General features: G+C 71.5%; 19 protein-coding genes, 1 pseudogene and 1 riboswitch. Of the genes and pseudogenes, 7 read left to right on the top strand and 13 right to left on the bottom strand.

Annotation, left to right across the window (positions count from 1 at the left end):
* Nucleotides 1-71 precede the first annotated feature (71 nt).
* Nucleotides 72-851 (top strand): VOC family protein, encoded by a 780-nt coding sequence (locus F4560_RS39850; protein WP_184928201.1) that lies wholly within the window; start codon nucleotides 72-74, stop codon nucleotides 849-851.
* Here F4560_RS39850 and F4560_RS39845 read toward each other — a convergent pair.
* Nucleotides 820-1,623, bottom strand: a complete 804-nt coding sequence (locus tag F4560_RS39845) for a TSUP family transporter (protein WP_184928200.1) — start codon at nucleotides 1,621-1,623, stop codon at nucleotides 820-822. The two genes, F4560_RS39850 and F4560_RS39845, sit on opposite strands and share 32 nt — an antisense overlap.
* A 180-nt stretch (nucleotides 1,624-1,803) precedes the next feature.
* Between F4560_RS39845 and F4560_RS39840 the strand changes: the two genes are divergently transcribed.
* Together F4560_RS39840 and rpsT are read left to right on the top strand one after the other, a co-directional pair.
* Nucleotides 1,804-4,086 (top strand): glycoside hydrolase family 3 N-terminal domain-containing protein, encoded by a 2,283-nt coding sequence (locus tag F4560_RS39840; protein ID WP_376775392.1) that lies wholly within the window; start codon nucleotides 1,804-1,806, stop codon nucleotides 4,084-4,086.
* 227 nt (nucleotides 4,087-4,313) lie between these two features.
* Nucleotides 4,314-4,574, top strand: a complete 261-nt coding sequence (gene rpsT, locus F4560_RS39835) for a 30S ribosomal protein S20 (RefSeq protein WP_184928198.1) — start codon at nucleotides 4,314-4,316, stop codon at nucleotides 4,572-4,574.
* 201 nt (nucleotides 4,575-4,775) lie between these two features.
* On the opposite strand, the gene holA is transcribed toward rpsT, so the two are convergent.
* On the bottom strand, nucleotides 4,776-5,756 hold the full coding sequence (holA, locus tag F4560_RS39830) for a DNA polymerase III subunit delta (protein WP_184928197.1): 981 nt from the start codon (nucleotides 5,754-5,756) through the stop codon (nucleotides 4,776-4,778).
* A gap of 95 nt (nucleotides 5,757-5,851) precedes the next feature.
* A riboswitch (SAM riboswitch) is annotated at nucleotides 5,852-5,979 on the top strand.
* A gap of 11 nt (nucleotides 5,980-5,990) precedes the next feature.
* On the opposite strand from holA, the gene thrC reads away from it, so the two are divergent.
* Entirely contained in the window at nucleotides 5,991-7,253 is a 1,263-nt protein-coding gene (gene thrC / locus F4560_RS39825) for a threonine synthase (RefSeq protein WP_184928196.1), read from the top strand.
* A 588-nt stretch (nucleotides 7,254-7,841) separates the two neighbouring features.
* On the opposite strand, the pseudogene F4560_RS39820 reads toward thrC, so the two are convergent.
* Nucleotides 7,842-10,133: pseudogene (locus tag F4560_RS39820) on the bottom strand (DNA internalization-related competence protein ComEC/Rec2); the annotation flags it as partial.
* Between the two features lie 35 nt (nucleotides 10,134-10,168).
* Here F4560_RS39820 and F4560_RS39815 point away from each other — a divergent pair.
* Nucleotides 10,169-10,474: a hypothetical protein gene (locus F4560_RS39815; protein WP_184928195.1), complete on the top strand. Its 306-nt coding sequence runs from the start codon at nucleotides 10,169-10,171 to the stop codon at nucleotides 10,472-10,474.
* A 65-nt stretch (nucleotides 10,475-10,539) separates the two neighbouring features.
* Here F4560_RS39815 and F4560_RS39810 read toward each other — a convergent pair whose 3' ends face one another.
* The 10 genes from F4560_RS39810 to F4560_RS39765 form a co-directional block, all read right to left on the bottom strand.
* Nucleotides 10,540-11,265 (bottom strand): ComEA family DNA-binding protein, encoded by a 726-nt coding sequence (locus F4560_RS39810; protein WP_184928194.1) that lies wholly within the window; start codon nucleotides 11,263-11,265, stop codon nucleotides 10,540-10,542.
* Nucleotides 11,266-11,351: 86 nt separating this feature from the next.
* On the bottom strand, nucleotides 11,352-12,194 hold the full coding sequence (locus F4560_RS39805) for a DegV family protein (protein ID WP_184928193.1): 843 nt from the start codon (nucleotides 12,192-12,194) through the stop codon (nucleotides 11,352-11,354).
* A gap of 11 nt (nucleotides 12,195-12,205) precedes the next feature.
* The gene (gene octT / locus F4560_RS39800) at nucleotides 12,206-12,937 is read right to left on the bottom strand and encodes a diglucosylglycerate octanoyltransferase (RefSeq protein WP_312869756.1); all 732 of its coding nucleotides are present in this window, start codon (nucleotides 12,935-12,937) and stop codon (nucleotides 12,206-12,208) included.
* Nucleotides 12,934-13,548, bottom strand: coding sequence for a histidine phosphatase family protein (locus F4560_RS39795; RefSeq protein ID WP_184928191.1), 615 nt, complete (start codon nucleotides 13,546-13,548; stop codon nucleotides 12,934-12,936). The genes octT and F4560_RS39795 overlap by 4 nt, the downstream gene beginning before the upstream one ends.
* Entirely contained in the window at nucleotides 13,545-13,931 is a 387-nt protein-coding gene (gene rsfS / locus F4560_RS39790) for a ribosome silencing factor (protein ID WP_184928190.1), read from the bottom strand. Before rsfS ends, F4560_RS39795 begins: the two co-directional genes overlap by 4 nt.
* 69 nt (nucleotides 13,932-14,000) lie before the next feature.
* Nucleotides 14,001-14,594, bottom strand: coding sequence for a nicotinate-nucleotide adenylyltransferase (nadD, locus tag F4560_RS39785; RefSeq protein WP_184928189.1), 594 nt, complete (start codon nucleotides 14,592-14,594; stop codon nucleotides 14,001-14,003).
* 205 nt (nucleotides 14,595-14,799) lie between these two features.
* A complete protein-coding gene (locus F4560_RS39780; RefSeq protein WP_184928188.1) occupies nucleotides 14,800-15,021 on the bottom strand; it encodes a ferredoxin in 222 nt (73 codons plus the stop codon).
* Nucleotides 15,022-15,025: 4 nt separating this feature from the next.
* On the bottom strand, nucleotides 15,026-16,210 hold the full coding sequence (locus F4560_RS39775; protein WP_184928187.1) for a cytochrome P450: 1,185 nt from the start codon (nucleotides 16,208-16,210) through the stop codon (nucleotides 15,026-15,028).
* Nucleotides 16,211-16,268: 58 nt separating this feature from the next.
* Nucleotides 16,269-16,829 carry a TetR/AcrR family transcriptional regulator gene (locus F4560_RS39770; RefSeq protein ID WP_184928186.1) on the bottom strand — a complete coding sequence of 187 codons (561 nt, stop codon included), beginning with the start codon at nucleotides 16,827-16,829 and terminating at the stop codon, nucleotides 16,269-16,271.
* A complete protein-coding gene (locus F4560_RS39765) occupies nucleotides 16,826-18,091 on the bottom strand; it encodes a glutamate-5-semialdehyde dehydrogenase (protein WP_184928185.1) in 1,266 nt (421 codons plus the stop codon). The genes F4560_RS39770 and F4560_RS39765 overlap by 4 nt, the downstream gene beginning before the upstream one ends.
* A 153-nt stretch (nucleotides 18,092-18,244) precedes the next feature.
* Here F4560_RS39765 and F4560_RS39760 point away from each other — a divergent pair, with 153 nt between their 5' ends.
* Both F4560_RS39760 and F4560_RS39755 read left to right on the top strand, forming a co-directional pair.
* A complete protein-coding gene (locus F4560_RS39760; RefSeq protein WP_184928184.1) occupies nucleotides 18,245-20,323 on the top strand; it encodes a RecQ family ATP-dependent DNA helicase in 2,079 nt (692 codons plus the stop codon).
* A 13-nt stretch (nucleotides 20,324-20,336) separates the two neighbouring features.
* Nucleotides 20,337-20,873 (top strand): GNAT family N-acetyltransferase, encoded by a 537-nt coding sequence (locus F4560_RS39755; RefSeq protein WP_184928183.1) that lies wholly within the window; start codon nucleotides 20,337-20,339, stop codon nucleotides 20,871-20,873.
* Nucleotides 20,874-20,883 lie beyond the last annotated feature (10 nt).

Below are 20,883 nucleotides of genomic sequence, written 5' to 3'. Positions count from 1 at the left end.
GCACTCACCTTGAGCCACACGTTCGAGTGATCAACTCGCGGGCCGTGGCTGCCGATGCGACCGTAGGCGAGGTGAGCGAGCTGAACTCCCCGTACACCCCCGGCACACCGGCCTGGGTGGACATGATGACCACCGACCGCCAGGCCACCATGGACTTCTACGGCGACCTGTTCGGCTGGGACTTCGAGGTCGGCGGGCCGGAGACCGGGTACTACACGATGGCCTTGGTGCGAGGGCTGCCGGTGGCCGGGTTCGGCGAGATGCCGCCGGACGTGATGTTCCCCGTGGTGTGGACGACGTACCTGGCCACCGACGACCTGGACGAGTCGGTCGAGCTGCTCAACGCCAACGGCGGCAAGGTGCTCGTGCCGGAGTACGACACCGGCGGCCCGGGGCGCGGGGCGATCGCCGTGGACCCGTTCGGGGCGGCGTTCGGGCTCTGGGAAGCGGGCACGCACATCGGCGCGTACGTGGTGAACGAGCCGGGCTCGGTGGTGTGGAACGAGTTGGCCACCCGTGACCCGTTCGGCGCGGCGGAGTTCTACCAGCAGGTGTTCGGGGTGGAGCTGGACCCGTTGCCGGACTTCCCGTACACGCAGTTCCAGGTCGACGGCCGCGCGGTGGCGGGCGTGTTCGGGATGGCGAACGAGATCCCGGCCGAGATCCCGCCGCACTGGATGACGTACTTCTCCGTGTCCGACGCCGACGCGACGGCCGAGCGGGTGCGCGAGTTGGGCGGCGTCACGGTCGGCGACGTGGTCGAGTCCCGGTTCGGACGGTTCACCACGGTCGGCGACCCGATGGGCGCGACGTTCCGGATCATCCAATCGCCGCCTTCCACCCCAGACTGACCACCAGCGCGATCACGACGGTGAGGAACACCCGGCGCACGAACGCCGAGCCGCGCCGTACCGCCAGACGTGCCCCGAACACCGCGCCCGTCACGTTGCACAGCGCCAGCACCAGTCCCAAGCCCCACAACACCTTCCCGGCCGGGATGAAGTACAGCAGGGCGCCCAGATTTGTCGCCACGTTCACGATCTTGGCGGTGGCCGAGGCGCGCAGGAACGCGAACCCGACCAAGCCCACCAGCAGGAACACCAGGAACGTGCCGGTGCCCGGCCCGGCCAGGCCGTCGTAGAAGCCGATCAGCGCGCCACCCAGGGCCATCAGGGCGATCTGCGCGACGCGCGCGAACCTCGGCGTCTCGGCCGCGCCCAGTTCGGGCTTGCGCCACGTGTAGAGGCCGACACCGACCAGCGCGACGAGCACCACACCGTTCAGCACACCGGGCGCCAACGCTCCCGCGAACGCGGCACCGCCCACCGCTCCGACGAACGCCGCCGACGCCATCGGCAGCGCCGACCACCAGTCGATCGTGGTCTGCCGCGCGTACGTGCGCACCGCGGCGGCCGTGCCGACCACCGACGCGATCTTGTTCGTGGCCAACGCGTACAGCGGCTGGCCGCCGGGCGCGATCAGCAGCAGCGCGGGCAGCTGGATGAGGCCGCCACCGCCCACCACCGCGTCGACCGCGCCGGCCAGGACGGCGGCGAGGCAGAGGAACAGCAGCGCGGCGAGCGAGATCTGGCCGAAGCCGGGCCAGTCGAGTGCGGCGGTCACCCGGACAGCTTAACCGGACGCTCGTACTGCTTTACTCGCCCGTCGACCTTCCGCCGCTGGTAGCGAGACCGGCTCGTCTTGTGGGAACGCTCCCAAATGGGCCATTCAGCCCTGTTGTGAGCCGCCTCACGCGGGAAGGGTGTTTTCCGGCTCTCTCTGATCCATTCCTGGAGGTTCTCGGTGTTGAGATCCCGCAAACGCACGGCGGTGGCCGCGTTGGCCGCGCTCGCCCTGCTCGTCACCGGAGCGCAGGCCAGCGGCATCATCGAACCCGCGGGACAGGCGTACCTGGACGCACGCGCACCGGTCGACCGGCGGGTCGACGACCTCCTCAGGCGCATGACGCTGGAGGAGAAGGTCGGCCAGATGACGCAGATCCGGCTCGGCAAGCTGCGCGGCAACTGCGAGTGGAACCCCGGTCCGCTGCGCGAGGACTGCATGAAGGCCGTCCTGGAGGACGCGAAGGTCGGCTCGATCCTGTCCGGCGGCGGTGACGCGCCGAACCCGAACACGCCGCGCGCGTGGGCCGAGATGACCAACGCCATCCAGAAGTACGCGATGGACCACAGCCGGCTGCCGATCCCGCTGATCTACGGCGCGGACGGCGTGCACGGCCACTCGAACGTGCTCAGCGCCACGATGTTCCCGCACCAGATCGGCCTCGGCGCGACGTGGAACCCGGAGTTGCAGCAGCGGCTGGGCGAGTCGACCGGGCGGGCCATGCGCGCCACCGGCGTGTTCTGGAACTTCGCGCCGGTGTCCGACATCGCGCGTGACACCCGGTGGGGCCGCTACTACGAGACGTACAGCGAGGACCCGGTGCTGGCCGGCGCGTTGGCGGCGGCGAACGTGCGCGGGCAGCAGAGCGATCCGACCGACGGCACCGCGAAGCTCACCGCGACCGCCAAGCACTTCGCGGGGTACTCGGAGCCGTTCAACGGGCACGACCGCGCGCCCGCCCAGCTGCCGATCCGGTACCTCCAGGACACCGTGCTGCCCGCGTTCCAGCCGCAGTTCGACGCCGGCGTCGGCACCGTGATGATCAATTCCGGTGCGGTGAACGGTGTGCCGGCGCACGCGTCGAAGTACCTGCTCACGACCCAGTTGCGCGAGCGGATGGGCTTCCGCGGCGTGGCGATCACCGACTGGGAGGACATCCGGTTCCTGGTCGACCGCTACCACGTGGCGGCGGACTACCAGGAGGCCATCGCGATGGCCGTGAACGCCGGTGTGGACATGGCGATGGAGCCGTCCAACGCGGCCGAGTTCACGTCCGGGCTGCTCGCGAGCGTGCGCAGCGGTGCCGTCAGCGGGAAGCGGATCGACCAGGCCGTGCGGCGGATCCTGAAGCTCAAGTTCGAGCTGGGCCTGTTCGAGAAGCCGTACGTCGACCCGGAGAAGGCCGACGCGATCGTGAACGGCGCCGACCGCGCGCTGGCTCGTCAGGCTGCGGCGGAGAGCGCGGTGCTGCTGCGCAACGAGGGCGGCGTGCTGCCCCTGTCGTCCAGCGTGGGCAAGCTCGTGGTGACCGGTGACACGGCGGATTCAGCGGCCAGGCAGCTCGGCGGCTGGACCGTCGGCTGGCAGGGCGTGCCCGAGTGGTCGCCGATGCCGCCGACCGTGACGGTGTTGCAGGGCATCAAGGCCGCCGCGCCGTCCGCCAACGTGGTCAGCGCGCCCACGCAGGCCGAGGCGGTCGCACAGGCCGGGGACGCCGACGCGGTGGTCGTGGTGCTGGGCGAGGACCCCGGCGCCGAGGGTGAGGCGGACACCGAGGAGCCCGCCCTCACCGCCGCGCAGCAGGGTCTGGTGGACGCGGTGCGGGCGACCGGCAAGCCGGTCGTGGTCGTGCTGCTGACCGGCCGTCCGCAGGTGCTCGGCACGGTCGCGGACGCTCCCGCGCTGGTCGCGGGCTGGCTGCCGGGGACCGAGGGTGGCGCTGCCATCGCCGACGTGCTGTTCGGCGCGGTGAACCCGAGCGGGAAGCTGCCGGTGTCGTGGCCGAAGTCGGTCGGCGACCAGCCGTTCTCGTACGACCAGGTGCGGGGCGCGAACGCGGCTCCGGGCTCGGGGTACGACCCGGCATTCGCGTTCGGACACGGCCTCTCGTACACGACGTTCACCACGTCGACGCCGACCTTGAAGTCTGCGGAGGTGGGCCGGGACGACAAGGTGAAGGTGTCGGTGAAGGTGGCCAACACCGGTTCGCGGGACGGGACGCTCGTCGTGCCGGTGTACGTGCACCAGCCGGTGAGCAAGGTCCTGACGCCGCAGCAGCGCCTGGTCGCGTTCACCCGGGTCGAGCTGAAGGCCGGTGAGGAGCGGACGGTCGACGTGACGTTCGACGTGAAGCGCCTCGCGGTAACCGCCGGTGACATGGACGGCGGTGGGAAGCCCGAGGTGGCCAAGGGCGCGTACGAGGTCGTGGTCGGCGACGGAAAGGCCCGGTTCACGGTGCGGTGAGGCCCGGCCCACGGTGCGGTGAGGCTCGGCTCGGCTCCGGTCTCTGTTCACAGTGTCGGTTCACGGTGCGGTGAGAGGGCTCGGTTCACCGTGCGGTGAGCTGCCCTGATATCCTTCTCGGCCGTACCCGCGCGGCATTCCGCTGTGGAGGAAAACCGCCCCTTCGTGGGGCGGAGCCGGTGACAAGCGCGGTACGACTCCGAGACCGAGGAAAAGGTGGCTTTCGCGTGGCGAACATCAAGTCCCAGCTGAAGCGGATCAAGACCAACGAGAAGGCGCGCCTGCGCAACAAGGCCGTCAAGTCGTCGCTCAAGACCGCGATCCGCAAGTTCCGTGAGGCCGCCGAGGCCGGTGACAAGGAGAAGGCCACCGCGCTGGTGCAGGAGGCTTCCCGCAAGCTCGACAAGGCCGTCTCCAAGGGCGTCATCCACGCCAACCAGGCCGCCAACAAGAAGTCGGCGCTCGCCCGTCGCGCCAACCAGATCTGATCTGGTTCTTCTTCACCCAGAAGCGCCGCTCCCCCGCACGTGGTGGGCGGCGCTTCTGCGTTGTCTGTGTTGTTGCCGACGTTGTTGCGGCACCTCGCGTGCACCGTGGCCAGCGCCTAGCGTGCGCCGTAGCCCGCGCCCAGCGCGCGCCGTTGCTAGCGCTTCCCCTGCGCGGTTACCAGCACCCAGCGTGCGTCCTTGCTAGCGCTTGCCGTGCGCGGCGACGATCTTCAACACCGCGCGCTCCAGGGCATAGCCGGAATCGGCCGCGACACCCTTCACATCGGCGTTCAGATCGGCGACGACCGTCATCGCCGCCGCGAGCCCCGGGTCGTCCCAGCCACGCGACTGGCCCTGGGCCTTCTTCACCTTCCACGGCGGCATGCCGAGCTCGCCCGCCAGCTTGAACGGGTCACCCCGGCCCACCGCGGACACCCGCGCGACCGTGCGCACCGCGTCGGCCAGCGCGTCGGCGACCAGCACGTGCGGCACGCCGAGCTGCATCGCCCACCGCAGTGCCTCCAGCGCACCGGCCCGGTCACCCATCACGGCCTTCTCCGCGACCGCGAACCCCGTCACCTCGGCCCGGCCGCGGTGGTAGCGGCGGACCGCCTCGGCGTCGACCTTGCCGCCGGTGTCGGCGACGAGCTGCGACGACGCCGCCGCCAGCTCGCGCAGGTCCGACCCGACCGCCTCGATCAGCACCGCCACGGCCTCCGGATCGGCCTTGCCACCCGCCGACCGGATCTCGTGGCGCACGAACGCCTCGCGGTCCGCGGCCTTGGTGATCTTGGGGCACTCGGTCACCCTGGCACCGGCCTTGCGCAGCGCCGCGGGCAGGTCCTTGGCCACCTTGCTGCGCCCGCCGCCGGTGTGGATGACGACCACCGTCACGCCGTCCGCCGGCGCCTTGGCGTAGGCGACCACCGCGTCGGCGATCTCCTTGCCGATTTCCTGCGCCGCCTCCAGCGCGATCACCCGGCCTTCGGCGAACAGTGACGGGCTCACCAGTTCGGCCAGCTCAGGCACGGTGAGATCGGTCACGCGGACGCGGGTCAGGTCGGCCTGCGAGTCGGCTTCGCGTGCGGCGTCCAACGCGCCGCGCACAGCGCGCTCGACCAGCAACTCCTCCTCGCCGACGATCAGGTGCACAGCGTCGGGCGTGTCAGCGGGCGAACTCACGGCGCGATCCTCCCACGCGCCACGGGCGTCCGGATGGTGGACGTGTCTGGCTGAGGGTCGGGATCGTGCCGTAGTTTGAAGCCACAACTGAATACCGCTCATCCAGAGGGGCAGAGGGATCGGCCCGAAGAAGCCCCGGCAACCCGTTGTTCAGCGTGCGCTTCACAGCGCGCGCCGGCAATCACGGTGCCAATTCCGACCCGCGACGCGGGAAAGATGAGGAGATACCTCGCGATGACTGCTGTGAGTGTGCCTTCGGCCACCACCTCCTTCGACCTCGGTCCGGCTCGGGCACTGTCGTGCCGTGAATGCGGGCACGAGACGCCGCTCGCCCCCGAGTACGCCTGTATGGAGTGTTTCGGGCCGCTGGAAGTGGCCTACGACTTCGGCCGGGTCCGTCGTGAGGACATCGAAGCCGGCCCCCGCTCGATCTGGCGGTACCGCGGCCTGCTGCCCGTGCCGTCCGACGTGCGGTCACACCCCAACACCGACCCCGGCGGCACCCGCCTGGTCGAGGCCGACCGCCTCGCCAAGGCCCTCGGTGTGCGCAAGGTGTGGGTGAAGGACGACACCGGCAACCCGACCCACTCGTTCAAGGACCGCGTCGTCGGCGTAGCCCTCGCCGCCGCCCGCGAACTCGGCTTCAAGGTGCTGGCCTGCCCGTCCACCGGCAACCTGGCCAACGCCGTCGCCGCCGCGGCGGCCCGTGCCGGCTGGCAGTCGGTGGTCCTGGTGCCCTCCTCTCTGGAGCGGGCGAAGATCCTGATGACGGCCGTCTACGGCGGCGACCTGATCACCGTCGACGGCAACTACGACGACGTGAACCGGCTGGCCCAGGAACTGGCCGCCGAGCACGAGGACTGGGCGTTCGTCAACGTCAACGTCCGGCCCTACTACGCCGAGGGCTCCAAGACGCTGGGCTACGAGGTCGCCGAACAGCTCGGCTGGCGGCTGCCCGACCAGATCGTGGTGCCCATCGCGTCCGGCTCCCAGCTGACCAAGGTCGACAAGGCGTTCCGCGAGTTCGGCAGCCTCGGCCTGGTCGAGGAGACCCCGTACCGGGTGTTCGGCGCCCAGGCGACCGGCTGCTCCCCCGTCTCGGCCGCTTTCAAGTCCGGCCTCGACGTGGTCACCCCGGTCCGCCCGGACACCATCGCCCGGTCGCTGGCGATCGGCGCGCCGGCCGACGGCCCCTACGTGCTGGACGCCGTCCGCCGCACCAACGGCGCGATCGAGGACGTCACCGACGAAGAGGTCGTCGAGGGCATCCGCCTGCTGGCCAAGACCGAGGGCATCTTCGCGGAGACCGCCGGCGGCGTCACCGTGGCGACCGCGAAGAAGCTCATCGAGACCGGCCAACTCGACCCGGACGGCGAGACCGTCCTGCTGATCACCGGTGACGGCCTCAAGACGCTGGACGCCCTCGGCGACCGGGTCGGCCCGAGGGCCAACGTCCCGCCGTCGGCGGAGGCCGTGCTGAAGGCACTCCAGGACTGAGCCCGGCAGCAACGCGGCCGGCACTGCGCTCGGCAGACCGGGGCCTGGTCATCGACCCGGCCCCGGTAAGTCCGGCGGTGCCGCGGTCACAGGGCGATCCGCGGTCACAGCGCGATCCTGGAGGAGCGCAGCCAGCCGGTTCGAGGGAACGCGGCCAGCTCCGGCAGGACGTGCGGTCCGACTTGTTCGGTGACGACCCGCCAAGCGGTCAGCATCTGGGGCCACGGGCGTTTCGCCTTCTCCTGGTTGTAGCGCTCGGCGTGCCATTCCTCCGGCGGTATGGCGAGGTCGGCGTCGAACAGGGCGTCGGAGATCAGCCGGTAGGCGGTGTCGGCGGCGGGCACCTGTGCCATCCGGATGACGCCGGTGACGGTGGCCCGGGCCACGATGCCCCGGTCGCCACCACGCAGGTCCTCGCACACGTAATACGTGAAGGCCGGCCGCAGTTCGTCTCGTGGCCACGGTTCGGCGGTGTAGCCGGGCTGCCACAGCGCCCAGGCCACCGCCCGGTTGCCGCCCTGCCGCACCCAGCCCGAGTGCAGTCGGATCCAGACGTCGTTGTTCCTCATCGTTCTCCCCTTGTCCGTGATCGGATGGGTCGCCACCCCTGCGGGCGACCCGTGGCCCGTGCGGGCCGGCCAGGACGGCGGTGTCGCCGTCGCGATCTGTGCGCAACACCAGCGCGCCGTGCCTCGTCAACGCGTCGACCAGCACCCCGCTGGGGTGGCCGTAGCGGTTGCCCGCGCCGACGCTCACCAAGGCGATCCGCGGCCGGACCGCGGTGAGGAACGCCGGTGACGAGTACCTCGATCCGTGATGCGGCACCTTCAACACGTCGGCTCGCAAGTCGACGTGCCCGCCGAGCAGGTCCGCCTGCCCGGCCAACTCGATGTCCCCGGTCAACAGCACCCGCCCGGCCGCGGTGGAGGCCCGCAGGACCAGCGACGCGTCGTTGACCGCCGTGTTCGTCTTCGTCCCGTCCGCCGGATCCGTGCGCGGACCCAGCACGTCGAGGTCCAGGCCCGGCCAGCTCAACCGCTGCCCGGCGTCCAGCTCGACCACGCGGACCCCCGCCGTCCGCGCCCGTTCCCGCACCTCCTCCCAAGCCCACTCCGGCTGCCGCGACGGCCCGACCGCCACCGCACCCACTCCTCGATCCGCCAACACCGCCGCCAACCCGCCGACGTGATCGGCGTGCAGGTGGCTGAGCACCACCAACGGGATGCGCCGCACCCCGAGCCGCCGCAGGCAGGACAGCACCGGCACCGGGTCCGGCCCTGTATCGACCAGCACCGCCCGGTCGCGCTCGGCGGTGGCGAGGACCACCGCGTCGCCCTGTCCGACGTCGCACGCCACCACCGACCAGCCGGACGCCGGCCAACCCGGCGAGATCACGCTCACCGGCACGACCACCACCACCGCGCCGACCGCGACCGCCACAACCACCGTCCGGATCCGACGCAGCCTGGTGACCGCGTAGCCGAGCACCAGCACCCCGGCCAGCAACGCCCCACCGGCCCACCCGCTCGGCCACCCGACCGCCGCACCGGGCACCGCCGACGCGTGCCGCCCGACGGTGATCAGCCAGCTCGCCGCCGGACCGGCCACCTCGACGGCCAGCCGTGCCGCCGGCTCGTACACCTGAGCCAGCACCGCGGCCAGCACGCCGAGCACCGTCGCCGGCGCCACCACCGGCGCGACCAGCAGGTTCGCCAGCACCGCCACCAGGCTCACCTGGCCGGAGATCCCGGCGACCAGTGGCGCGGTCGCCAGGTTCGCGGCCAAGGGCACCGCCAACGCCTCCGCGAACCCCACCGGGACACCGCGGTCCTTCATGGCGGCGGCCCACCTCGGCGCGAGCAGCACCAACGCAGCCGTCGCCACCACCGACAGCCCGAACCCCGGCTGGGTGGCCAGCTCCGGGTCGTACAGGACCAGGACCACCACCGCCGCCGCGAGCGCAGGCAACGCCGACCGCTCCCGACCCAACACCAGCGCCAGCAACGCCACCGCACCCATCACGGCGGCACGCAGCACACTCGGCTCCGGCCCGGCCAACACCACGAACCCGACCAACGCGGCCATCGCAGCCACCGCGCACCCTCGCGGCCCGACCCGGAACAACCTCAGCAGCAACAGCACCGCGCCGCAGAGGATGGCAAGGTTCGCCCCGCTGACGACGAGCACGTGAGCGAGACCCGCCGTGCGGAACTCCTCCACCACCCTCGGCGAGAGCTTCGAGGTGTCGCCGACCACGAGCGCGGGCAGCAGCCCGGCCGGTTCGGGGTCGAGCGCGGTGCTCGCGCCCCGCAACCCGGCACGCAGGTCCTCGGCGATCCGTTGCCACACCGGCGCTTCCGTCACGTCCCGCGGCGGTCCGCGGACCCGCAGCACCGCGACCGTCAGCTCACCACCCTGTGGCGGCGCGAGCGTGCCGCGGGCGGTGACCCGTTGGCCTGGCAGCAAATCCCGCCACCGGGCCGCCGGTGCGAGCACCGCGATCCGACCACCACCCTCGACCGTCGCACGAACCACCACGAGGTCGACCCCGCTCGCACGTGAGCCGAAACCACTGGTACGCAAGCCACGCGGCCGATCGTCCAGTTCGAAGTGGACAGTGGCGGTGGTGCCGCGCTCCGCAGCGGCTCGGAGCGGGTGGTGCGCCGCCCCGTGGACCTGGGCACCGATCCACAATGCCGCCACGGGACTCGCGACGGCCACCGCTACAGCGGCCGGACGCCAGGAGCGCAGTGCCAGGCCACCGAGAACCGCGGCGGTCAGGCCGACCGCGAGCGCCGCCCACCACGTCCAGAGCAGGCCCGCGAGCGCCGTAGCCCACACCGCCAGTGCGGCCGGGACGAGGTGCGCGCGAGGGCTCATGACCCCACCCACCGGAACCTGGGCAGGCTCAGGAGGTGCAGACGCCCCGCAGCCCGGACCACGTGGCGGACGAGGAAGAGGCGGCGGACGCGGTGGAGGAGGTGTCGAAGGCGGCGGCGGTCACGTGCGTGGTCACGTCCAGTGCGCTGGTCTGGGAGTTCGGTGCGCTGGTCCTGGAATGGATCACCGGCTCGGCGGGCACCGGGAGTGCGGCGAGGTCCGGTCGTCGGTGCGGGCGCGGCGGCCAGGATGTGGTCGGGGATTTCGGTTCGGGGGCAAGGGATCGGCGGGATGCCGCTGTTCCGAGTGGACGATGCTCGCGGGCACTGCGGTTGCCGTGAGCAGCCATGGGTGGGACGCATGATGGTTCTCCGAATGGTGTGTCGGGGCGCTGGAGGGGACGGGGTCAGAGGCGGACCAGGTCGCGCAGCCTGGCGAGCTTCGCGTCGCCGATCCCCTCGATCTCACCGAGCTGTTCCAGGGCGGTGAACGGGCCGCGCTTCTGCCGTCGGTCGACGATTCGCTGTGCCGTCACCGGACCCACGCCCGGCAAGGTGTCGAGTTGCTCCTTGGTCGCGGTGTTCAGGCTCAGCGGCGTGGTTTCGGCACCGGCGGGCTGCGGTGCGGGGATGCCCACGGCGATCTGCTCGCCGTCGGCCACCTTGCGGGCGAGGTTGAGCGCGGTCAGGTCGGCTCCGGGGTTGGCGCCGCCCGCCGCTTGGAGCGCGTCCGCCACCCTGGCGCCGCTGGGCACGGTCACCAGGCCGGGTGTGGACACCAGGCCCACCACGTTGACGACCAGCAGCTCCTCGACGCGGCTGACGGCAGCAGCCTCGGCCACCGGGAGGTCCGGTGGGCTCTCCGACACCGGGCGCTGCCACCACAGGGCCAGCGCGACCGCCAGCGCCACGCCCGCCATGACGCCCGCCAGCAGGACTCTGCGACGGCGTGGGAGAGCGGGCTCGGGCAGCCAGCGGTGCAGCAGGCGGCGGAGCGGGCCGGGTGGGTCCGAGCCGCCGTCCGACGAGACGAAGACCAGCGTCTCGGCGTCCGAGGCACGGTGCTTGCCCTGCTCCTGGGAGACGAGGGCTTTAAGTCGGGCGGTCGTGGTTTCCGGTTTCCTGTCGAACATGCGGTCGACGTTAGGCCGGGTGGAGCAGTGGGTGGGGAGGTTGCCGGCGATCTGTGGACAACTGCTTGAGTGATGGATAAAGCGGGCTAGGACACGCCGCCCGGCAGGACCACCACACCCAGCACACCAGGACCGGTGTGGGCGCCGATCACCGCTCCCACCTCGGAAATCAGGCAGCCGGTCGAGCCGGGGACGCGTTCGTCGAGCCGCGTCGCGAGTTCCGCCGCGCGGTCCGGCGCAGCCAAGTGGTGGACAGCCAGTCCGACCCGCCCGGAACCGGCCGCCGCCGATGCCAGATCCACCAGCCTGCCGATGGCGCGGCTCATCGTGCGCACCTTCTCCAGCGGCACGATCCGACCGTCGTCCACGTGCAGGAGCGGTTTCACGGCCAGCGCGGTGCCCACCAGCGCCGCCGCGGCGCCGATACGGCCGCCCCGGCGCAGGTGGTCGAGCGTTTCCACGCAGAAGAACATCTTGGTGCGCGCGGAGGCGGCGACGGCCGCCTCCTCCGCGCGCGCCCCGTCGTCACCGGCGGCGCACGCGGCCAGCGCGGCGAAACCCAGCCCCATGCCCGTTGACCGTGAGTCGACCACCCGGATCCGGGTCGGGTCGACCTCCTCCGCCGCCAGTCGCGCGGCCTCCCACGTGCCGGAGAGCTCACGGGAGAGGTGCACGGACACGATCTCGTCGGCGCCCTCGGCCAGCACCGACCGGTACACCTCGGCCAACTCGCCGGGCGTCGGCCGGGACGTCGTCAGCCGGCGGTGTTCGCCCAACGCCGTCGCCAGCTCCGCCGGTCCGAAGTCGACCCCGTCGAGCTTGCTGCGACCGTCCACCGCCACGTGCAGCGGCACGACCCGGATGCCGTGCCGCTCGGCGAACCCCTCGGGCAGGTACGCCGTGGAGTCGGTGACGATCGTGGTGGACACGAGTGCCGAGACTACGGCTCCGACCTGCCCGGGTGGCCGACCGCCACGGACCTGATCAGTTCCGCCATGGCGTTCCCGACCAGCCGGTGGCCGTCCCAGCACCAATGCATACCGTCCGGGTTGCCACGCCGTGACCGTATGTGCTCACCGACCAGCGGAGGCACGTCGAGCAGCGGCACGCCGGCACCGTCCGCCCACGACCGCAGCGCGCGCTCCGCCGCCGCACGCCCGCTGTGCACACCCGCGTAGGCAGGCGCACGGTGCACGGAAGGCGTCATCCCGACCACCTGGATCCCCGGCTCAAGAGCACGCACAGCGCGCACCGAGTCGTCCAGGTACCGCACGGTGAGGCGCGGCGGCAACGCCACCGGATAGCCGCCGAACAGCCGCGACAGCACCGGTTGCAACGCCAGGTACCCCGCCCTCGCCCGTCGCCGCAGCCCGTCCGGCCGCAGGTAGCGCAGCCCGTGCCGCAAGTACGTCGGCAACGGCGACGGCAGCGTGTCCATATGCCCCACCGCCAGCACCAACACGTCCGTGCGCGGCAGCAACGACCACACCCGCGGATCCCCGGTCAACGACCACCAAGCGTCCCGTGCCGTCCAACCGAACCCCGCCGCCAGCTCCGCGTGCCCGCCCAACGACGACGCGGCGACGTTCGGCCACAACCGGGGATGGTCGGCCGGCAGCGGCCCTTCCGGACCGTGGAACGTCAGCGAATCACCGAGGACGAGCAGCCTCACCGGGTCGTTCCGGCGTTGTACGACGACAGCCGCCACCTGCCGTCGCCGTGCGGCCGGCGGGTGAACACGGTCCAGTGGCAGTTGCCGATGCCACCCAGCAACGCCCAGCGGTCGACCGGCAGCTCCAACAGCCGCCCGGTCAACGCGCTGATCAGCCCGCCGTGCGCGCACAGCATGACCGTCCCGGAGAACTCCGCGTCCACCTCCTCCACCACGGCCATGGCGCGCTCGGCGACCTCCACGCGCGTCTCGCCGTCCGGTGGCGCCAGCGTGCCGTCGGCCCGCCAGCGGTCCAGCGCGCCCGGCCACTCCACCTCGATCTCGGTCGACGTCAGCCCCTGCCACTTGCCCAGGTGCGTCTCGCGCAGCCGTTCGTCGATGCGCAGCGCGACACCGGTCGCGTCGGTGAACACCGTCGCGGTGTCCCGGGCCCGGTGCAGGTCCGACGCGACCACCAGCTCGGGTGCGAACCCGGCGAGGACCGGCACCGCGAACCGGGCCTGGTTCCACCCGATCCCGGTCAACGCCGAGTCCAGGTGGCCCTGCATGCGGCCGGTCGCGTTGTAGTCGGTCTCACCGTGCCGCCACAGCACGAGCCGGTTCAGGGTCATGCCTCGGCGGCCTCGTCGTCCGAAGGCCCGGCGTCGAACTCGATCTGCGGGCAGTCCTTCCACAGCCGCTCCAGGCCGTAGAAACTGCGCTCCTCCGTGTGCTGGACGTGCACCACCACGTCCACGAAGTCGAGCAGGACCCACCGTCCTTCGCGCGCGCCTTCACGGCGGACCGCCTTGCGGCCGGTCTCGCGCAACTTCTCTTCAACGTTGTCCACGATCGCGCTGACCTGCCGCTCGTTCGCGGCGGAGGCGATCACGAAGACGTCCGTGATCACCAGTTGGTCGGACACGTCGAGCACGATCACGTCGTGCGCCTTCTTGTCGGCTGCCGCGCTTGCGGCGACCAGCGCCAACCGTCGTGCCTCGTCGGTGGCTGCCACGTCACTCCTCATCACACCGGCGGACGCCTATACGTCCGCACGAGTCAATGAGGGTACCGGCGTCGCGGCTCAGTCCGGCATCGAGTAAAGCCCGCGCTTGGATATGTACTGAACGACACCATCCGGGACGAGGTACCAGACGGGCAGTCCGGCGGCTGTCCGGGCCCGCACGGCGGTCGAGGAGATGGCCATCGCGGGCACCTCCACCAGCGACACCACGCCCGGCGGGAGGTGCGTGTCGACCAGCTCGTAGCCGGGTCTGGTGACGCCGATGAAGTGCGCGAGGTCGAACACGTCGTCCGCCCGCCGCCAGGACAGGATCTGCTCCAACGCGTCCGCGCCGGTGATGAAGAACAGGTCGGAGCCCGGGTGCCTGACCTGGAGGTCCGTGAGCGTGTCGATCGTGTACGTGGGTCCGGGACGGTCGATGTCCACGCGACTGACCGAGAACCGGGGGTTGGAGGCGGTGGCGATGACCGTCATCAGGTACCGGTCCTCGGCGGGGCTGACGTCGCGCTCCGACTTCTGCCACGGCTGACCGGTGGGCACGAAGATGACCTCGTCCAGGTCGAACCGGGCCTGGACCTCGCTGGCGGCCACCAAGTGGCCGTGGTGCACCGGGTCGAAGGTGCCGCCCATGACGCCGATCCGCCGGTTGGTCATGGGTTGTGAGCCTAGTTCGGGTGGTGCGCGGGCGGCCGGTCGCTCCCCGAAAGGCCGCCCGCGCACTCGTCCCGGCCACGGCCCTGGGGGAGGAGGCCGCATCCGCGGATCGCGCGACCCACCCCGAATCAGAGCCGCGCAATGGAGGAACGTGCAGCCCACGCCACCATGACGCGATCCGCCGAACTTTTTCCGGGGAATTTTTTCAGAGCTCAGGAGCCAGCACGGTGCCGTCGGCCGCACGCACCAGGATGGCCTCCACCGGGCACGATTCGGCCGCGTCGATCACCGCCTCGTCCGGCTCGACCACCCCGTCGACCGGGGTGGACTTGCCGCCGTCGAAGCGGAAGCGGTGCGGCGCGGTCGACGTGCACATACCCGTGCCGATGCACTTGTCCCGGTCCAGCTCGACCGTCCACTCCCCCATCGGCCTACCACCTCACCGGCAGGGCCTGCGGACCGCGGATCAGCCGGCCCTTCTTGAACGCGACCTCGCCGTCCAGCCGGAGCAGCGGGAACCGCTTGATCAGGGTGCCGATGGCCACCTGCAACTCCATCCGGGCCAGCGGGGCGCCGATGCAGTGGTGCGCGCCGTGGCCGAACGTGATGTGCGGGTTCTGCTCGCGGTGGAAGTCCAGCTCGTTCGGGTTCTCGAACACCGACGGGTCGCGGTTGGCCGCGAGGTTGTCCACGAACACCGCCTCACCAGGCTTGATGGTCACGCCGGACAGCTCGACCTCGGCGGTCGCGATCCGGGGGAAGCCCGCGGAACCACCCAGCGGGGTGAACCGCAACAGCTCCTCGACCGCGGCGGGCACGAGCATCGGGTCCGCCCGCAGCTCCCCGAGCCGGTCCGGATCGCGCAGCAGCTGGAAGGCGAAGTTGCCGAGCTGGTTCGCGGTGGTCTCGTGGCCCGCGACCAGCAGCGCCACCCCGAACGACACCAGCTCCTGCGTGCTCAGCCTGTCTTCGTTGTCGTGCGCCGCGACCAGCACGGACAGCATGTCGTCGGCGGGGTCGACGCGCTTGCGCTCGGCCAACTCGCCGATGTAGGCCCGCAGCGCCTCGCCGGACGCCAGGATCTCCTCGTGGGTGAACGCGGTGATCGCCACCGCCGCCTCCGACCAGGCACGGAACTCGTCGCGGTCCTCGAACGGCACGCCCAGCATCTCGCAGATGATCGTGATGGGCAGCGGCATGGCAAGCGACTCGACCAGGTCGGCCGGCGCGCCCCGCTCCTCCATGGCGTCCAGCAGGCCGTCCACGATCTCCTGGGCGCGCTCGCGCAGCTGCTCGGTGCGCCGGGCGGTGAACGCCTTGGCGACCAGCCTGCGCAGCCGTGTGTGGTCCGGCGGGTCCATGCTGAGGATGTTCGCCTCGGCGGGCATGGACGGCAGGGTGCGCGGCACGTCGGCGCCCGGCTCCATCACCGCCGCGCGGCTGAACCTCGGGTCGGCGAGGACGGTCTTGACGTCCACGTACCGGGTGGCCAGCCAGCCGTCGCCGCCGTAGGGCAGTCGGACCCTGGCCACCGGCTCGTCGCGTTGGAGTTCCAGGTACTCGGGATTGAGCACGAGGTCGTCCGGCTCGGTGAACGGGAACGGCCTGATCTCCATCGGTACCCCCATGTAAGCAGTCGCTTACATCCGACAGTATTCAGATCACTACATACCGTCAACCGACATCCGTGTGTTCCAGCAACACGGCAGCGGCCCTGATCACCAACGCCGCGACCTCCGCGCTGTCCGCACCCGCGAGGGGCTGTTTGCCGAACACGGTGCGCAGCACACCGATGCCCACGACCCACGCCAGCACGAGGTCCGCGCGCAGCTCCGCGTCCTGCGCGTCCGTGAGGGACGCCAGAGCGCGCGCGTACTCCTCGCCCAGTTGCCGCCGCACGACGTCGGCCGCCGAGTCGTGGTGCGAGGACCGCAGCACCGCGTACAACGGGTGGTCCTCGCGCCTCGGCTGCTTCTCCAGCATCCGCAGCAGCACGGTGCGCAGCAGGTGCTCGGCGGGCGAGTCCTCCAACAGCTCACGGCTCTGCGTGGCCAGCACGGTCGCGAAGAGGGCGTCCTTGCTGCCGTAGTAGCGGAACAACAGGGCCTGGTTCACGCCCGCGAGGTTCGCGATGTCGCGCACCGTGGTGCGGTCGAACCCGCGTTCACCGAACAGCTTCGTGGCGGCGTCCAGCAACGCAGCCTTGGTGGCGGCGGCGTCCCGGGGCCTGCTCACGAGGTCGACCGGACGTGCCCCTCGCCCCAGACCACCCACTTGGACGAGGTCAGCTCGGCCAGTCCCATCGGGCCGCGGGCGTGCAGCTTCTGGGTGGAGATGCCGATCTCCGCGCCCATGCCGAACTCGCCCCCGTCGGTGAACGCGGTGGACGCGTTGACCATGACGGCGGCCGCGTCGACCCTGGTGGTGAACCGGCGGGCGGCGCCGAGGTCGCTGGTCACGATGGCCTCGGTGTGGCCGGAGCCGTGCGCCGCGATGTGCTCGATGGCCTCGTCGATCGAGTCGACCACGCGGGCGGCGATGTCCAGCGAGAGGTACTCGGTGTCCCAGTCCTCGTCGGTCGCCGCCTGCACCCTCGGGTCACTGGCGAACCGCTCGTCGCCGTGGATGGTGACGTTCTCGGCCTTGAGGGCGTCGGTGATGCGGGGCACGAACTCGTCCGCGATCGCGGCGTGCACCAGCAGCGACTCGGCGGCGTTGCACACGCTCGTGCGGCGGGTCTTGGAGTTGAGCACGATGCGCTGCGCCATGTCGAGGTCAGCGCTTGCGTCCACGTACACGTGCACGTTGCCCACGCCGGTCTCGATGGTGGGCACGGTGGCCTGCTGCACAACCGCGTTGATCAGACCGGCGCCGCCGCGCGGGATCACCAGGTCCACCAGGCCACGCGCGGTGATGAGGTGGGTGACCGACGCGCGGTCGTGGCACGGGAGGAGCTGCACGGAGTCGGCGGGCAGGCCGACGGTCTCCAGCGCGTCGCGCAGGATCGCGACCAGCGCGGTGTTCGAGTGCTCGGCGGTGGACGAGCCGCGCAGCAGGGCCGCGTTGCCGGACTTCAGCGCCAGGCCGGCCGCGTCCACGGTGACGTTCGGGCGGGCTTCGTAGACCATGCCGACCACGCCCATCGGGACGCGGACCTGCTTCAGCTCGAGGCCGTTCGGCAGGATCGAGCCGCGCAGCACCTCGCCGATCGGGTCCGCGAGGCCGGCCACCGTCTCCAGGCCCTGGGCCACGCCCTCGATGCGCGCGTCGGTCAGCGCGAGGCGGTCCAGCAGTCCCTGGTTCAGGCCTGCGGCCTTGCCCGCTTCGAGGTCCTTGGCGTTGGCCTCCAGCACCTCGGCGGCGCGGGTGCGCAGCGCGGCGGCCATCTCGTGCAGTGCGGCGTCCTTGCTCTCACGGGTGGCGAGGACGAGCTCGTTGGCGGCGACACGGGCGCGCCGGGCCGCGGCGTGCACCTGTTCGCGCAGGTCATCAGTCACGTCGTCAAGCCTACGGTCAGCCGGCCGTGGCTGTCGCCGAGGTTCCCGAGGATCGGACGCCTCGCCCGCGTTCGACCTCTATCGGGTGAAGCCGGCCCGCGGACCGTCGCACAGGTGTCCGGAGTGTCGGGGGCGTCTGCCACTGTGGGGCACATGGACGACAGCGCACTGCGGGAACTGGCTGAGGAGCGGCTGAGGGCTTTGGCGGGCCCTCAAGCCGTTCTGCGTGACGACCAGTGGACGGCCATCCACGCGCTGGTGTCCCAACGGCGGCGGGCGCTGGTGGTGCAGCGCACGGGGTGGGGCAAGTCCGCCGTGTACTTCATCGCGACGGCGTTGCTGCGGTCCCTGGGCGAGGGGCCGACGGTGATCGTGTCGCCGTTGCTGGCGTTGATGCGCAACCAGGTCGACGCGGCGGAGCGGGCGGGCGTGCACGCGGCGACGATCAACTCGGCCAACACCGGCGAGTGGCAGGGCGTGCAGGACCGGGTGGCGGCCGGCGAGGTCGACGTGCTGCTGGTGTCCCCGGAGCGGCTGAACAACCCTGACTTCCGGGACACGGTGCTGCCGTCGCTGACCGCGTCGGCGGGGCTGCTGGTGGTCGACGAGGCGCACTGCATCTCCGACTGGGGTCACGACTTCCGGCCGGACTACCGGCGGCTGCGGACGTTGCTGACCGAGCTGCCGGCCGGCGTGCCGGTGCTCGCCACCACGGCCACGGCCAACAACCGGGTGGTGCGGGACGTGGCCGATCAGCTCGGGCTGGGCGCGGGCACGGACACGCTCGTGCTGCGCGGGCCGCTGGACCGGGAGAGCCTGCGGCTTTCCGTGGTGCGGCTGCCCACCGCCGAGGTGAGGCTGGGGTGGCTGGCCGAGCAGCTGGAGCGGCTGCCCGGCTCGGGGATCATCTACACGCTGACCGTGGCCGCGGCGGACGACGTGGCGGCGTTCCTGCGTGAACGCGGGCACGAGGTGACGGCGTACTCGGGGCGCACCGACCCGGCGGAGCGTCAGCGCGCCGAGGAGGACCTGCTGGCGAACCGGGTGAAGGCGCTGGTGGCGACGTCGGCGCTGGGCATGGGGTTCGACAAGCCGGACCTGGGGTTCGTGGTGCACCTGGGCGCGCCGCCGTCCCCCATCGCGTACTACCAGCAGATCGGCCGTGCGGGTCGCGGGGTGGAGCGGGCCGAGGTGCTGTTGTTGCCCGGCCCGGAGGACAAGGACATCTGGGCGTACTTCGCGTCGCTGGCGTTCCCGCCGGAAGGGGTGGTGCGGCAGGTCCTCGACGTGCTGCCGGCGGACCGGGCGATGTCGACGGCCGCGTTGGAGCCGATGGTGGAGCTGTCGCGCACCCGGCTGGAAGTGGTGTTGAAGGTGCTCGACGTGGACGGCGCCGTGCGGCGGGTGCGCGGCGGGTGGGTGTCTACCGGGCAGCCGTGGTCCTACGACGCCGAGCGGTACGAGCGGATCGACGCGGCGCGGCAGGTGGAGCGGCAGGCGGTGCTGGACTACCTGTCGACCGACGACTGCCGCATGGAGTTCCTGTTGCGGCAGCTGGACGATCCGCACGCGGCGCCGTGCGGTCGGTGCGACAACTGCACGGGTGAACGGCCGTCGGCGCAGGTGTCGGACGCGGCGGCGTCGGCGGCACGGGAACGGCTGCTGCGGCCCGGCGTCGAGGTCGAGCCGCGCAAGATGTGGCCGACGGGGATGGCGGCGGTCGGGGTGTCGTTGTCCGGGAAGATCCCGGCGAGCGAGATCGCGACGACCGGGCGGGCGCTGGGGCGGTTGACCGACATCGGCTGGGGCAACCGGTTGCGGTCGTTGTTCGGGGCGGACGACCAGGAGATCCCGGAGGACGTGTTCGCCGCGTGCGTGAAGGTGTTGTCCGCTTGGAGTTGGGCGGAACGGCCGGTGGGCGTGGTGACGGTCGGGTCGCGGACCAGACCGGCGTTGGTGGGCAGCTTCGGGCGGCGGATCGCGGAGGTGGGGCGGCTGCCGCTGCTCGGGCAGGTGTGGCTGGGCGAGGCGCCGCGGCGGGCGAACAGCGCACAACGGCTGGCCGGGCTGGTCCGGGAGGCCGACGTGCCCGATCTGTCCACTGTGGATGGTCCGGTCCTGTTGGTGGACGACCAGGTCGACACCGGTTGGACGGTGACGGTCGCCGCACGGCTGCTGCGGCGGGCGGGAGCGTCGGCCGTGCTGCCGTTCGCCTTGGCGGTGACGGCATGAGAGCTTGAGCGGCATGAGACTGACGACGGAACGGTTGGTGCTGCGGCCTTTCACGGCGGCCGACGCGCCGGCGTTCGCCGCCTACCGGTCGGACCCGGACGTGGCGAGGTACCAGGGGTGGAGCGCGCCGTTCCCCTTGGCACAGGCCGAGGAGTTCGTCCGGGAGGTCGGCGCGGCGGACCCGACCGCGCCGGGGTGGTTCCAGTACGCGGTCGAGGCCAACGGAGTGCTCGTCGGCGACGTCGGCGTGGGCGTGAACGAGAACCGGATGCAGGCCGACATCGGCTACACCCTGGCGACCGCGCACCAGGGGCGTGGATACGCGGCGGAGGCCGTGCGTCGGGTGTTGGCGCACCTGTTCGAGGAGCGCGGGTTGCACCGGGTGGCCGCCGAGTGCGACGCCCGCAACGAACGGTCGGCGCGGCTGCTGGCCAGGCTCGGGTTCCGGCAGGAGGGGCACCGGGTGCGGAGCACGTGGGCGAAGGGAGAGTGGACGGACGACCTGCTGTTCGGCCTGCTCGCCACCGAGTGGGACAGCGCGGCCGACTGAACTGGCAGCC

The sequence above is a fragment of the Saccharothrix ecbatanensis genome (genome assembly GCF_014205015.1).
Lineage (GTDB): Bacteria > Actinomycetota > Actinomycetes > Mycobacteriales > Pseudonocardiaceae > Actinosynnema > Actinosynnema ecbatanense.
The sequence above is the reverse complement of the archived record's forward strand: the minus strand, read 5'-3'. Positions and strand labels throughout refer to the sequence as shown.

Bases quoted from the DNA above. Each gene is read 5' to 3' on its own strand.
- F4560_RS39810 (WP_184928194.1), bottom strand. From the start codon at position 11,265: ATGTTCGACAGGAAACCGGAAACCACGACCGCCCGACTTAAAGCCCTC.
- F4560_RS39755 (WP_184928183.1), top strand. From the start codon at position 20,337: ATGAGACTGACGACGGAACGGTTGGTGCTGCGGCCTTTCACGGCGGCC.
- thrC (WP_184928196.1), top strand. From the start codon at position 5,991: ATGACTGCTGTGAGTGTGCCTTCGGCCACCACCTCCTTCGACCTCGGT.
- F4560_RS39775 (WP_184928187.1), bottom strand. From the start codon at position 16,210: ATGGAGATCAGGCCGTTCCCGTTCACCGAGCCGGACGACCTCGTGCTC.
- nadD (WP_184928189.1), bottom strand. From the start codon at position 14,594: ATGACCAACCGGCGGATCGGCGTCATGGGCGGCACCTTCGACCCGGTG.
- F4560_RS39760 (WP_184928184.1), top strand. From the start codon at position 18,245: ATGGACGACAGCGCACTGCGGGAACTGGCTGAGGAGCGGCTGAGGGCT.
- F4560_RS39795 (WP_184928191.1), bottom strand. From the start codon at position 13,548: ATGACCCTGAACCGGCTCGTGCTGTGGCGGCACGGTGAGACCGACTAC.
- F4560_RS39780 (WP_184928188.1), bottom strand. From the start codon at position 15,021: ATGGGGGAGTGGACGGTCGAGCTGGACCGGGACAAGTGCATCGGCACG.